This window comes from Massilia pseudoviolaceinigra (assembly GCF_030846505.1).
GTDB classification, from domain to species: Bacteria; Pseudomonadota; Gammaproteobacteria; order Burkholderiales; family Burkholderiaceae_D; genus Telluria_A; species Telluria_A violaceinigra.
In genome coordinates this window covers 253,063-265,980 of the sequence record NZ_JAVCWL010000004.1, presented here as the reverse complement: position 1 = coordinate 265,980, position 12,918 = coordinate 253,063, and the positions used below count along the sequence as shown (strand labels likewise).

At 63.7% G+C, this 12,918-nt stretch carries 13 protein-coding genes; 4 read left to right on the top strand and 9 right to left on the bottom strand.

The genetic code is table 11. The features are described from left to right. From glyS to RBA40_RS06020, 4 genes are all read left to right on the top strand, one after another. Positions 1 to 2,088, top strand: a complete 2,088-nt coding sequence (gene glyS / locus RBA40_RS06035; RefSeq protein WP_306646806.1) for a glycine--tRNA ligase subunit beta — start codon at positions 1 to 3, stop codon at positions 2,086 to 2,088. An 11-nt stretch (positions 2,089 to 2,099) separates the two neighbouring features. Continuing rightward, positions 2,100 to 2,663, top strand: a complete 564-nt coding sequence (gene gmhB, locus RBA40_RS06030) for a D-glycero-beta-D-manno-heptose 1,7-bisphosphate 7-phosphatase (protein ID WP_306646742.1) — start codon at positions 2,100 to 2,102, stop codon at positions 2,661 to 2,663. Between the two features lie 96 nt (positions 2,664 to 2,759). Then, on the top strand, positions 2,760 to 3,452 hold the full coding sequence (locus RBA40_RS06025; protein ID WP_374710459.1) for a lysophospholipid acyltransferase family protein: 693 nt from the start codon (positions 2,760 to 2,762) through the stop codon (positions 3,450 to 3,452). 14 nt (positions 3,453 to 3,466) lie between these two features. Further along, a complete protein-coding gene (locus tag RBA40_RS06020) occupies positions 3,467 to 4,399 on the top strand; it encodes a M48 family metallopeptidase (RefSeq protein WP_306646805.1) in 933 nt (310 codons plus the stop codon). 14 nt (positions 4,400 to 4,413) lie between these two features. Here RBA40_RS06020 and RBA40_RS06015 read toward each other — a convergent pair whose 3' ends face one another. From RBA40_RS06015 to rfbA, 9 genes are all read right to left on the bottom strand, one after another. Beyond that, on the bottom strand, positions 4,414 to 4,971 hold the full coding sequence (locus RBA40_RS06015; protein ID WP_306646740.1) for a YcxB family protein: 558 nt from the start codon (positions 4,969 to 4,971) through the stop codon (positions 4,414 to 4,416). Between the two features lie 45 nt (positions 4,972 to 5,016). Next, on the bottom strand, positions 5,017 to 6,309 hold the full coding sequence (gene waaA / locus RBA40_RS06010) for a lipid IV(A) 3-deoxy-D-manno-octulosonic acid transferase (RefSeq protein ID WP_306646738.1): 1,293 nt from the start codon (positions 6,307 to 6,309) through the stop codon (positions 5,017 to 5,019). After that, positions 6,309 to 7,289: a lipopolysaccharide heptosyltransferase I gene (gene waaC / locus RBA40_RS06005; RefSeq protein WP_306646803.1), complete on the bottom strand. Its 981-nt coding sequence runs from the start codon at positions 7,287 to 7,289 to the stop codon at positions 6,309 to 6,311. The genes waaA and waaC overlap by 1 nt, the downstream gene beginning before the upstream one ends. A 22-nt stretch (positions 7,290 to 7,311) precedes the next feature. Next, entirely contained in the window at positions 7,312 to 8,694 is a 1,383-nt protein-coding gene (locus RBA40_RS06000; protein ID WP_306646736.1) for a phosphomannomutase/phosphoglucomutase, read from the bottom strand. A 200-nt stretch (positions 8,695 to 8,894) separates the two neighbouring features. Beyond that, a complete protein-coding gene (locus RBA40_RS05995; protein WP_099875222.1) occupies positions 8,895 to 9,203 on the bottom strand; it encodes an H-NS histone family protein in 309 nt (102 codons plus the stop codon). Between the two features lie 81 nt (positions 9,204 to 9,284). Further along, positions 9,285 to 10,379, bottom strand: a complete 1,095-nt coding sequence (locus RBA40_RS05990; RefSeq protein WP_306621447.1) for a glycosyltransferase family 4 protein — start codon at positions 10,377 to 10,379, stop codon at positions 9,285 to 9,287. A gap of 219 nt (positions 10,380 to 10,598) precedes the next feature. Next, a complete protein-coding gene (rfbD, locus tag RBA40_RS05985) occupies positions 10,599 to 11,489 on the bottom strand; it encodes a dTDP-4-dehydrorhamnose reductase (RefSeq protein ID WP_306646734.1) in 891 nt (296 codons plus the stop codon). Further along, complete coding sequence (gene rfbC, locus RBA40_RS05980; RefSeq protein ID WP_306646733.1) at positions 11,486 to 12,031, bottom strand: dTDP-4-dehydrorhamnose 3,5-epimerase; 546 nt, start codon at positions 12,029 to 12,031, stop codon at positions 11,486 to 11,488. Before rfbC ends, rfbD begins: the two co-directional genes overlap by 4 nt. Next, complete coding sequence (gene rfbA, locus RBA40_RS05975; protein ID WP_306646801.1) at positions 12,031 to 12,912, bottom strand: glucose-1-phosphate thymidylyltransferase RfbA; 882 nt, start codon at positions 12,910 to 12,912, stop codon at positions 12,031 to 12,033. Before rfbA ends, rfbC begins: the two co-directional genes overlap by 1 nt. Positions 12,913 to 12,918 lie beyond the last annotated feature (6 nt).

The following is a 12,918-nucleotide window of genomic DNA, read 5'->3' as shown; positions in this document are numbered from 1 at the left end:
ATGAACAACACCTTACTGGTCGAACTGCTGACCGAAGAACTGCCCCCGAAAGCGCTGGCCAAACTGGGCGCCGCTTTCGCCGCCGGCATCGCCAACGGCTTGAAATCGCGCGACTTCCTCGGCGACGACAGCGTGGCCACCGCCTACGCCTCGCCGCGCCGCCTGGCTGTCTCGATCACCGGCGTGCGCGCCATGTCGCCCGATAAATCGGTGCGTGAAAAAGTCCTGCCGGTCAGCGTCGCGCTCGATGCCGACGGCAAGGGCACCGCGCCGCTGGCCAAGAAGCTGGCCGCACTGGGCGTGCCGGACCTCGATATCAGCACGCTCGAACGCGCTGTGGACGGCAAGGCTGAAAGCCTGTTCTATACGCGCAGCGTGGCTGGCAGCGCGCTGCAAACCGGCCTGCAGGCCGCGCTGGAAGAGTCAGCTGCCCGCCTGCCGATCCCCAAATTAATGAGCTATCAGCGTCCGGACGGCACCACGGTGCAGTTCGTGCGTCCGGCCCACAAGCTGGTCGCCCTGCATGGCGAGGCCGTCGTGCCTTTGACCCTGCTTGGCCTGGCAGCCGGCAAGCAGACGCTAGGCCACCGCTTCCTGACCGACGGCGCGCCCCTTGCGATCGCGCATGCCGACCACTACGCGGCCACGCTCGAAGCGCAGGGCAAGGTCATCGCCAACATCGACGCGCGCAAGGAAAAAATCCGTAGCGCCCTGCTGCAAAAGGCTGGCGCCGATCAGGTCCTGATGCCCGAGTCGCTGTTGGACGAAGTGTCGGCGCTGGTCGAGTGGCCCGTGGTCTACGAATGCCACTTCGAGGAAGAATTCCTGGCCGTGCCGCAGGAATGCCTGATCCTCACCATGCAGACCAACCAGAAGTATTTTGCGCTGACCGATGCCGAGGGCAAGCTGCGTTCGCGCTTCCTGATCGTGTCCAACATCGAAACAAGCGATCCGCAGCACATCATCGGCGGCAACGAGCGCGTGGTGCGTCCGCGCCTGTCCGACGCCAAGTTCTTCTTCGAGCAGGATAAAAAGAAGACGCTCGAATCGCGCCTCCCGCTGCTGGCCAATGTGGTCTACCACAACAAGCTGGGCACCCAGGCCGCGCGCTCGCAGCGCGTGGTGGCCATCGCCACCGACATCGCCCACACCATGGGCTACAACGAACAGCTGGCCGCGCGCGGCGCGCAACTGTCCAAGGCCGACCTGCTGACCGACATGGTGGGCGAGTTCCCTGAGCTGCAAGGCATCATGGGCACCTACTACGCGCGTCACGACGGCGAGCCGGAAGAAGTGGCGCTGACCGCGACCGAACACTATCAGCCGCGCTTTGCCGGCGACACCCTGCCGTCGACCGACACCGGCACCGCCGTGGCGCTGGCCGACAAGCTCGAAACGCTGGTCGGCATCTGGGGCATCGGCCTGCAGCCAACCGGCGAAAAAGATCCGTTCGCACTGCGCCGCCACGCGCTGGGCGTGTTGCGCATGCTGGTCGAAAAGCGCATGGACGTGTCGATCATCGCGCTGCTCGGTTACGCCAACGCGCGCTTCGAAGGCATCGCCGGCTTCACCGATCCGGTGCTCGACGTGCGCGCCTTCATGTTCGACCGCCTGCGCGGCGTGCTGCGCGAGCGTGGCTTCTCCGCCAACGAAGTCGAAGCCGTGCTCACGTCGCACGTGGACCGCCTGCACGACATCGTCGAGCGCCTGGACGCGGTGAAAGCCTTTGCCGCCCTGCCGGAAAGCGTGACCCTGGCCGAAGCGAACAAGCGCATCACCAACATCCTCAAGAAAAATGGCGCCGTCACCGGCGAGCCATCCGAAGCGCTGCTCAAGGAAGACGCCGAACGCACCCTGTTCGCCGCCATTACGCGCGTGCGCCCGGAAATCGATGCGGCTTTTGCGGCGCGCGACTTTGCCGGCACGCTGAAAACCCTGGCCCAGCTGCGCGACGACGTCGCTAAATTCTTCGACGACGTGATGGTGATGGACGAGGATCTGGCGCTGCGCAACAACCGCCTGGCGCTGCTGTCGGTGCTGCACGGCATGATGAACCGCGTCGCCGACATTTCCAAGCTGGCGGCCTAGGAGAGAGCTGCATGAAGATGATCATCCTCGATCGAGACGGCGTCATCAACCACGATTCGCCGGCCTTTATCAAGTCGCCGGCGGAATGGATTCCGATTCCCGGCTCGCTCGAAGCGATCGCCCGCCTGAACCAGGCGGGTTATCGGGTGGTCATCGCCTCGAACCAGTCGGGCATTGCGCGCGAACTGTTCGACATGGCGATCCTCAACGCGATCCACCAGAAGATGCATGCCAGCGCGCAGCAGGTCGGCGCAGCCATCGACGCCATCTTCTTTTGTCCGCACGCGGCCATCGACAACTGCGACTGCCGCAAGCCGAAGCCCGGCATGTTCGATGAAATCTCCAAGCGCTTCAAAATCAGCCTGAAAGGCGTGCCGACCGTGGGCGACTCGCTGCGCGACCTGCAGGCCGGTTTCATCAGCGGCTGCACGCCCTACCTGGTCCTGACCGGCAAGGGCGAAAAAACGCGCGAAACCGGCGGCCTGCCGCCCGGCACCCCGGTCTTTCCCGACCTGGCGACGATGGTCAGCGCGCTGCTCAAGGTCAATGCCGCGGCAGCGCATATCCCCATCTGATTGTCGTATCCGACTCCCTCACCGACTCACGCATCCCCGGAGACTTCTTTGCTTCATACCATTCTGTTCCTGCGTTCCCTGCTGTTTACCGTGGTCATGGCAATCGCCACCATCGTGTGGGCCTGCGTGTGCTTCCTGGCCGCGCCGCTGCCGTATAACAAACGCTTCTGGGTCACCTCGCGCTGGAACGTGTTCGTGATCTGGTGCGCCAAGGTCATTTGCGGCATCCGCTATGAATTCAAGGGCTACGACAACCTGCCCGACGAACCGGCCATCGTGCTCTCCAAGCACCAGTCGGCGTGGGAGACGATTTTCCTGCTGCCGAACCTGACCCGTCCCCTGGTGTATGTTTTCAAGAAGGAGATTTTGTATATCCCCTTCTTCGGCTGGGGCATGGCGCTGTTGCGCATGATTCCGATCGACCGCAAGCAGGGCAAGAACGCCTTCAAGCACGTGGTGGCGCATGGCAAACGACGCCTGGCCGACGGCCAATGGATTATCATGTTCCCTGAAGGGACGCGCATTCCGGTCGGACAAAAAGGTAAATACAAAAGCGGCGGAACGCGCCTGGCGATCGAAACCAATGCGGTGGTGGTGCCGATCGCGCATAATTCAGGTGAATGCTGGCCCAAGAACTCTTTTCTGAAACGCCCCGGTGTGATCACGGTATCGATCGGCAAGCCGATTTCGCCGGACGGGCACACCCCTGACAGCTTGATGCAAGAGGTAGAAAATTGGATAGAATCCGAAATGCGCGTCATTTCGCCCCACGTCTACAGCGCTGGCTGAGTGGGGTCGGCGCCCTGATCCAGGCAGCGGCGCCGCAGCAGACCGAGTCTTCTCCAAAGATCAACGGCGACCAGCTCGAACTGTTCGCCCAGGATTTTTTTGCGGCGCTGGAACCGGCCGCAAAGCAGTCCATCGCGCCGCAGCCGCTGTTCAGGGCGCCGCCGGCCCCGCCCAAAGTCGTTTTCCCCACGCCGGTGCGCGCACCCGACGCGCCGCCGTTGCGGCGCATTCAGCTCGGTCCCCACAACCTCGAATTTGAATTGCGCCGCTCCAGCCGGCGTTCGATCGGTTTCATGATCGACGACCATGGCCTGCGCGTCACCGCGCCCAGGCGCATCACCCTGGCCGACATCGATAACGCCATCCGCGCCAAGCAGCGCTGGATCCTCACCAAGCTGCGCGAACGGGGCGAGCGGCGCGCGCTGCGCCAGGAACGCGCGCCCGTGGTGTGGGCCGACGGCGCCCAGCTGCCCTACCTGGGCGCGAACATCACGCTGCGCCTCGAAGACGCGCCGCGCAGCCGCTGCGAGTTCGATGCGGATGCGCGCGTGCTGACGGTGGGCGTGGTGGCGGGGTTGGCCGAATGGCAGTTGCAGGAGCGGGTGAAGATCTGGTTCCAGGCCGAGGCCAAGCGCCTGTTCGCCGAGCGGCTCGACCTGTATGGAGAAAAGCTGGGCGTGCGCCACACCTCGCTGACGCTGTCGTCGGCCGGCACACGCTGGGGTTCGTGCACGGTCGACGGCCATATCCGCCTGAACTGGCGCCTGATTCATTACGCGCTGCCGCTGGTCGACTACGTGGTGGCGCACGAGCTGGCGCACCTGATCGAAATGAACCACAGCGCGCGCTTCTGGGCCAGGGTGGAGTCGGTGTATCCCGATTACGACGGCGCCAAGACGGCGCTCAAGCTGCGCTCGCAGGAAATGCCGGTGGTGTTTACCGCCTGAGGCGCGGCGCGCTCTCAGAGCCGCGTGGCGGCCCGCACCGACTCGCCGAAGCGGGCCATGCTCTCGCCCTGCGCGGCGTTCAGGCAGCGGAACGGCACCGGCAGGGTGCCGCGCTTGAGGACCATCATGAAGCCGCGCGAATAGCGCCGGATCGAGCACACATCGCCCCACGGTACCAGGGTCACGCCGCTGCCGCTGGCTCGCACGATGCCGTGCGTGTCGATCGTGAATTCGTAGGTATTGCGGGAACGCCCCTGCGTGACGAAATGCAGCGCCGCGGACGACGTACTCTTGGTTTGCATCCAGTACGTAGCAAGAGTACCAATGCGGCGGCGGCGAATGATATATCCGGCATGCTGCCACATGAAGCTGACGTATTCCGGCAGCGAGTAACGCACCGAAAACTGCACCGTTTCAGGTGCGGCCGCCGGCACCAGGCCCGGTCCGAGAACCGGCAGCGGCATCAGCGGCGCGTCAATGGTGACGCGGCTCGCTGAATCGAGCCGTTCGCGTTGAACCAGCACGGCGACGGGTTTGCGGCTGCCCACCGGCTTTGGATGAATGAACCACATGCGTTTCCCCAGTTTTATTTTGTTGTGGTCACATGGTACCAAAGCCTAATAAATCAATCGTCGCAATAAACCAACTGTGCGCGCCGTCGCGCCGCGGTGGCGTTGTGCATATGCGGCGGCGTGCTGCCCCATGGCGGCGCGCGCGGAGGGGTCGGCCAGCAGGCACGCCGCTTCGCTGAGCAGCGCGGAGGCGTCCGGCACGCGGATGGCGCCGCCGTCGGCGATGGCGTCTTCGGTAGCCAGTGCAAAATTGAAGGTGTGCGGCCCGACCAGCACCGGTTTGCCGAGGGCGCATGGCTCGATCAGGTTTTGCCCGCCCAGCGGCAGCAGGCTGCCGCCCACGAAGGCGACGTCGCATGCGGCGTAGTAGGCGAACATCTCGCCCATCGAATCGCCCAACAGCACCTGGGTATCGATTAACTGAGTATCAATGAGCTGTGCGACACCCTCCTGCGCGATGGCGGAGCGGCGCCGCAGCGAAAAGCCGCGCTCCCTGACCAGCGCCGCCACGTCGTCGAAACGCTGCGGGTGGCGCGGCACGATCACCAGCAGCGGCGCAGGGCCGGCCGCCGGCGCCATCTTCTCGAAGGCGTCGAGGATCAGCGCTTCCTCGCCGTCGCGCGTGCTGGCGCACAGCAGCACCGGGCGCTCGCCGATCCGCGCGCGCAGCCAGGCGCCCGTCTCCAGCGCCGCATCGGGCACCACCACATCGAACTTGATGCTGCCGGTGACTTCCACGTTCGGCGCGCCGAACGAGCGCAGGCGCGCCGCGTCGGCCTCGGTCTGGGCGGCCACCAGCGCAATGCCACGGCCGGCATCGGTCATCAGCTTGCCGAAGCGCTGGCCGCGCCGCAGCGAGCGTTCCGACAGGCGCGCGTTGACCAGCGCGACCGGAATGCGCTCGCCACAGGTGGCGATCAGGTTCGGCCACACTTCGGTCTCCATCAGGATGCAGATGCGCGGCGTGAACTGGCGGATGAAACGGTTCACCATGCCCACGGTGTCGTACGGCAGATAGGCCTGGATCAGGCGCTCGCCATGCTTGGAAAACAGCGCGCGGCCGGTGGCGCGCCCGGTGGGGGTCATGTGGGTCAGCAGGATGCGGCTGTCGGGATAAGCCTGGACCAGGGCGTCGATCAGCGGTTCGGCGGCGCGCGTTTCGCCGACCGACACCGCATGCACCCAGATCGTATGCCAGCCGGCCACGCGGCCGCCGTAGAAGCCGAGCCGCTCGCGCCAGTGCTGGCGGTAGCCCGGCTCCTTGAAGCCGCGCCACCACAGGCGCCCCAGCACCAGCGGCAAGGCCAGGTACCACATGACGCTGTAGAAGGTGCGCATCAGGCCGCGCTCCGCAGCTGCTTGACGGCGGCCAGCACCTCGGCCACGGCGGGCGGTGCGCCCTTCTCGCCCAGGTTGATGATGTGCGGCGACCAGTTGCCTTCAGTCTTCCACTTGGGCGAGTCGCAATAGAGCTCGATCACGGGGCGCATGAAGGCGGCGGCGATGTGGGTCAGGCCCGTGTCGACGCCGATCGCCAGCGCCGCGTTGCGCGCCAGGCTGACCGCTTCATCCATCGACAGCTTGGGCAGTACGGTGGCATTCGGCAGGCTGGCCGCCAGCGTGTCGGCTTCGGCCTTCTCGACGGGCGAGCCCCAGGCCAGCAGCACCGGCATGGGGGCGAGCGCGCGGCCGGTGGCGATCCAGTTCTCGGGCGCCCATTTCTTGGCGTCGCGCGCGGTACCGTGAAAGAACACCGCGTAGTCCCCGGCCGGCATCCATGCCGGCCGGTTGGCGTGGTCGGGTCCCGGCAGGCCGAAGTCGGGCTGGGTATCGACCGCGTAGCCGAGCGCCGCGGCGGCCACCAGGCGTCCGCGCGCCACCGCGTGCGTGCGCGGATCGGTGGGAATGCTTTGCGTGTGGAAGATGCGCGAGATGCCTTCGTAGCCCGAGCCTTCGCTGCCGTTGGCCAGGCCGACCTTGTGTCCGCCCTTTTTCACGCGCGCCGCCCCCATGATGATGCCGGTCTTGAGCAAGCCCTGGGTGTCGAACACGTAGTCGTACTGCTCTTCGCGCACGGCCTTGAAGAAGCCGCGAATTTCCATGCGCGTCTCCTTCTTGCCGAGGCTCTTGCGCCAGCGCCGCAAGGCGAACGGAATGATGCGGCGCACGTGCGGGTTCAGGCGCACCAGGCTGACATAGCCCTCCTCCACCACCCAGTCGATATTGGCATCGGGATGGCGGCGCAGGATGTCGGCCACCATCGGCAGGTTGTGCAGCACGTCGCCCAGGGACGACACGCGCACCAGCAGGATGTTCAGGCGCGCCAAGCGTGGCTCGCGCTCAGAACGGCAGTTCGGCGTCGGGCCGTACGGCCACGATCACGCGCCTAAATTCGCTCTGGATGCGGCGCAGCGCTTCCGGCGTTTCCGCTTCAAAGCGCATCACCACCACCGGGGTGGTGTTGGACGAACGCGCCAGGCCAAAACCGTCCAGATACTCGACGCGCAGGCCGTCGATGTCGATGATGCGCTCGGAGCCGGGGAACGTGGCTTCATTGCGCAGGCGCTCGATCAGGGCCACGTTCTCGCCTTCGGCCAGGTGCAGGTGCAGTTCGGGCGTGCTGTCGGACTGCGGCAGCGCGTTCATCATGGCCGACGGATCGCTCTCTTTCGTGAGCAGTTCGAGCAGGCGCGCGCCGGAATACAGGCCGTCGTCAAAACCGTACCAGCGGTCCTTGAAGAAGATATGGCCGCTCATTTCGCCGCCCAGCGGGGCGCCGGTTTCGCGCAGCTTGGCCTTGACCAGCGAGTGGCCGGTCTTCCACATCAGGGGACGGCCGCCATGCTTGGAAATCCACGGCGCCAGATGGCGCGTGCACTTGACGTCGTACAGGATCTCGGCGCCCGGATTGCGCGACAGGACATCGGCCGCGAACAGCATCATCTGGCGGTCCGGATAGATGATCTGGCCATCCTTGGTGACCACGCCCAGGCGGTCGCCGTCGCCGTCGAAAGCGATGCCGATTTCGGCGTCGGTCTCCTGCAGGCAGCGGATCAGGTCTTGCAGGTTTTCCGGGTGGGCCGGATCGGGATGGTGGTTCGGGAAGGTGCCGTCCACTTCGCAGAACAGTTCGATCACTTCGCAGCCCATGCCGCGATACAGGTCGCCGGCAAAGGCGCCGGCCACGCCGTTGCCGCAGTCGACCGCGATTTTCATCGGGCGCGCCAGCTTGACGTCGCCGATGATGCGTTCCAGGTAAGCGGCGCGGATGTCGTGGGTGCTGTAGGCGCCGGGCTTGAGGGCCGAGGTTCCGTCATGGGCGGCAATGCTGTGATACAGCGCCTGGATGGTCTCGCCGTGAATCGCTTCACCGGCCAGCACCATCTTGAAGCCGTTGTAGTTGGGCGGATTGTGGCTGCCCGTGACCATGATGCCCGAGGCCGCGCCCAGCACGTTGGTGCCGAAATAAACCATCGGCGTGGCCACCACGCCCAGGTCGATCACATCGACGCCGGACGCCTGCAAGCCTTCTGCCAGCGCTGCCGTCAGCTCCGGACCGGATAGGCGTCCGTCGCGGCCGATCACGACGGTGCGTTCGCCCTTGGCCAGCGCGGCCGTGCCGAACGCCTGGCCGATCTGGCGCGCGATGCCGGCGTCGAGCGTGCTGCCGATGACCCCGCGAATGTCGTAGGCTTTGAAGATCGTCTTGGAAAGTGGAAGCATGGGATAGAAACCTTAGGAAAGTCGCGGCGCGGCAGGATGCTGGCGTGCGCCATGCAGGAACAGGCGGTACCGGGCTTGCAAACAGGGCGTCGGGATGAATGAGGGGGAAAGCGGTTAAAAGAACGTGGTTGATATTGTAGCGGCAAGCGGGGCTGTTGGGAATTGCCGGCCCGCCGATCCTGCCGCTACATGGAAAACGACTAGACGCGCAGTTTGTCGATCGATTTGCCGCCGTCGATCCATTCCTTTACCCATTTCGGCTGGCGGCCGCGGCCGGTCCATTGTTGGGCTGCATTGTCCGGATGACGATAACGCACGGCCACGCTGCCGGTCTTGGCGCGGATGCCGGTACCAATCAGGTCCTTTAGTGGCACACCAACGCTCTGTGCAATTGCCAGAATCTGCTCGCGCGCCTTGGCGACTTCCTGGTGCTCGCGCTTCTTCATTTCTTGCTTGATTTGATCCTGCAGGTTGCGCAGGTCACCAACGGACATATTTGACAGATCCATCATCGTTCCTTCAAAGTGGGTTGAAACAAATTAAGTGAAATCTCACCAATTGTCGCAATATACTACATCCGTGTATTAATGCTAGTCCTTCTTGCGAAGTATGAGCCAGCGGGGTGACTTAAATCGAACAATACGCGCATACAGCCACACATAACTGACGACGAACAATAAACAGAAAAAAATCAATACCCCCGTGTCTTTCCAGAACACCGTGGCCGGGATTACCGCCATCAGGGAAAACATCCAGAGGTACGGCGATGTTAACGAATTGCGGCGCATCAGGGCGCGCGCTTCTTTGCGTCCGACCGCCCATTGCACGATGCGCCGGAAAATCAGGCTGTGCAGGTGAATTCCATCGGGCATCGCGGGTGATTTGCCGCGCAAGAACATGCGGCGATAGGCGGAGAAAATCGTTTCAAAGGCCGGATATATCAACAGCAACGCCGCGTACCAGGTCGATACTTCGGGGTTGCGCATTACCAGCAGCAGCGCCAGTTCGCCCAGCATGAAGCCGATAAAATACGCGCCGCCGTCGCCCAGGAATATCAGGCCGACCGGGTAATTCCAGATCAGGAAGCCGGCCGTGGCACCGGCCACCATCAGCGCCGCCACCAGTACGAACACATCGCCGACCTGCCATGCCACATAACCAAGCGAGATGAGCATACAAATGGTTACCACGCTGGCCAGACCATTAAAACCGTCGATGATATTAATCGCATTGGCGATCCCGGCCACCGCCAGCACGGTCAGCGGTACCGCCACCCAGATATACATGATGCGCCACGAGCTGAAGGGAAAGTCAATACGGTCGAGTTTGGCGTCGAGCAAGAAATAACCGAGCAAGGCGGCCGCCATGGTCAACACCAGGCGGCGCAGGGCGCTGACATTGCCGGTATAGTCTTCGACGATGCCGCCGACAAATGCAACGCCGGCGCACATCATCAGCGACATCAGCCAGCCGGCCATGGCCGGCACGCGCCAGATGGAAATAAGCGCGCTGATGACGACCGCCATGAAAATCGGCAGCCCGCCAATGCGCGCCACGGTATGCGAGTGGACTTTTTGGACGCCGAAGAAATCGGCATCGAGCGCGGGGCCATGCAGCCTGGCCTGCTTGATCACAAGCAGGGTCAGCAAGGCGGAAGCGACAAAACTCACGAGAAATGAAAACATTATTATTTATATATGCAAAAACGCGGGCAGGCTCGTGCCCTACCCGGCGGACCAACGCATGCGGTGAGTGTTGCCGTCGCCATGATCTGGTGTGAAGGTAATCCGTGATTGTACCGGATTACCTGCCCCTTAATTACGCCACAATGGGGGCCTGCGCCCGACGATGCGCAGGTTTTATGCAAAAAAGAGCGCCATCGGCGCCTGTTGCGGCGCTTTTGCTCAATCCTGCGCGAGAGCGCCGCTTGCGGCCGCTGTCGCCAGGCAATCGGCCAGGGCTGCGCGCCAGTCCGGCAATGGACCGCACAGCGCCATCAATTTGGCGGAATCCAAGAGGGAATTGGCGGGCCGGCGCGCGCTGGCGCCGTACTCGGCGGCGGTAATCGGGATCACCTGGCAGCTGGACCCGGTACCGGCAAAAATTGCGTCGGCAAAGCCGGCCCAGCTGGTCTGGCCCTGGCTGCTGAGGTGGTACAGGCCGCCGTGCCGCTCCCACCACGGCGCGCCGCCCGCCAGCGCCAGGCCCAGCAAACGGGCGCTGGACGCGGCCACCGTGCGGCTCCAGGTGGGTGCGCCATGCTGGTCGGCGACGATGCGCAACTGCGCGCGTTCACGTGCCAGGCGCAGCATGGTCAGCAGAAAATTATTTCCACGCATGCCATACAGCCAGCTGGTGCGCAAAATCAGGTGCGGAATCCCGGCGGCGGCAATCGCCTGCTCGCCGGCAAGCTTGCTCTGCCCATAAACATTCAGCGGCGCCGGCGTATCGGTTTCGGCGTAAGCGCGGCCGCTGCCGCCGTCGAACACATAATCGGTGGAATAATGCAGCAGCGCGGCGCCCAGCGCGCGGGCTTCCTGCGCCATCAGGGCCGGCGCATCGGCATTGATGCGCATCGCCAGCGCGCCCTCGCCTTCGGCACGGTCCACGGCCGTGTAGGCGGCCGCGTTGACGATCAGCCCTGGCCGCACGGCGCGCAGCAGCGCGCGCAGCTGGTCCAGATCGGCCAGGTCGCACTCGCTGCGCCCGGGCGTGACCAGTTCGCCCAGCGGCAGCAGGCTGCGCGCCAGTTCATGCCCGACCTGCCCGCTTGCGCCGGTGAGTAAAATCCTCATGGAAACACGTCGGACTGCGCCAGCAGCGCACCCTTGCTATCCTTGCCCGATAACATGGGCAGCCCGCGCAGGGGCCACTCGATTCCGATATCCGGATCGTTCCAGAGGATTACCCGTTCCAGCTCGGGCGCCCAGTAATCGGTGGTTTTGTACTGCACTTCGGCGCTCTCGCTGGTGACCATGAAGCCGTGCGCGAAGCCGGGCGGCACCCACAGCTGACGCTGGTTTTCGGCCGACAGATCGAGCCCGATCCAGCGCCCGAAAAAGGCCGACGATTGACGCAAATCGACCACCACGTCATAGACGGCGCCCGCGCTCACGCGCACCAGTTTGCCTTGCGGCTGGCTGATCTGATAATGCAGGCCGCGCAACACATTCCTGGCCGATTTGGAATGGTTATCCTGGACAAAATGGGCGGCGACACCGGTCAGCTGCTCGAATTTGCGTTCGTTAAAACTCTCGAAGAAAAATCCCCGGTCGTCGCCGAACACGCGCGGCTCCAGGATCAGCACTTCGGGAATGGCGGTGGGCGTGACTTTCATCAGAAAATCCTATCATTTAAGACTTGCAGCAAATACTGCCCGTAAGCATTATCTTTTATCGGCTGGGCCAGCGCTTCCAGGTCGGCGGCGCTGATAAAACCCTTGCGGTAAGCAATTTCCTCGGGGACCGCGACTTTCAAACCCTGGCGCTTCTCGATGGTGGCAATAAATTGCGAGGCGTCCAATAGCGATTCATGGGTGCCGGTATCGAGCCAGGCCAGTCCACGTCCCATCACTTCCACCCGCAATTGCCCGGCGGCCAGATAGGCACGGTTAACATCGGTAATCTCCAGTTCGCCGCGTGCGGAAGGCCGGATCGATGCGGCGATGTCGCACACCTGCTTGTCGTAAAAATACAGACCGGTCACCGCGTAATGCGATTTCGGCAGCCGCGGCTTTTCCTCGATCGACAGCGCATTCTGGTCCCGGTCGAATTCCACCACCCCGTAACGCTCCGGATCGTGCACGTGATACGCAAATACCGTGGCGCCATCGGCGCCGGTATTGGCCATGCTCAATTTATGATCAAGTCCATGACCGTAATAAATGTTGTCGCCCAAAATCAACGCCGAAGGCTGCGCCCCGACAAAATCGCGCCCGATAATGAACGCTTGCGCCAGGCCATCGGGCGACGGCTGCACCGCGTAGCGCAGGTTAATGCCCCAGGCGCTGCCGTCGCCCAGCAACGCCTGGAAACGCGGCGTATCCTGCGGGGTCGAAATGATCAGGATATCGCGCATCCCGGCCAGCATCAGGGTCGTGAGCGGATAATAAATCATCGGCTTGTCGTACACCGGCAGCAATTGCTTGGAGACGCTGGTGGTGACCGGATACAGGCGCGATCCCGAGCCGCCCGCCAGGATAATGCCCTTGCGCGCCAGCGCCGC

Coding starts and splice junctions, on each gene's coding strand:
- RBA40_RS05990 (WP_306621447.1), bottom strand. CDS start 10,379: ATGTTTTCATTTCTCGTGAGTTTTGTCGCTTCCGCCTTGCTGACCCTG.
- RBA40_RS06025 (WP_374710459.1), top strand. CDS start 2,760: ATGGCAATCGCCACCATCGTGTGGGCCTGCGTGTGCTTCCTGGCCGCG.
- gmhB (WP_306646742.1), top strand. CDS start 2,100: ATGAAGATGATCATCCTCGATCGAGACGGCGTCATCAACCACGATTCG.
- RBA40_RS06000 (WP_306646736.1), bottom strand. CDS start 8,694: ATGCTTCCACTTTCCAAGACGATCTTCAAAGCCTACGACATTCGCGGG.
- glyS (WP_306646806.1), top strand. CDS start 1: ATGAACAACACCTTACTGGTCGAACTGCTGACCGAAGAACTGCCCCCG.
- rfbD (WP_306646734.1), bottom strand. CDS start 11,489: ATGAGGATTTTACTCACCGGCGCAAGCGGGCAGGTCGGGCATGAACTG.
- rfbC (WP_306646733.1), bottom strand. CDS start 12,031: ATGAAAGTCACGCCCACCGCCATTCCCGAAGTGCTGATCCTGGAGCCG.
- RBA40_RS06015 (WP_306646740.1), bottom strand. CDS start 4,971: ATGTGGTTCATTCATCCAAAGCCGGTGGGCAGCCGCAAACCCGTCGCC.
- RBA40_RS05995 (WP_099875222.1), bottom strand. CDS start 9,203: ATGGATCTGTCAAATATGTCCGTTGGTGACCTGCGCAACCTGCAGGAT.
- waaA (WP_306646738.1), bottom strand. CDS start 6,309: ATGCGCACCTTCTACAGCGTCATGTGGTACCTGGCCTTGCCGCTGGTG.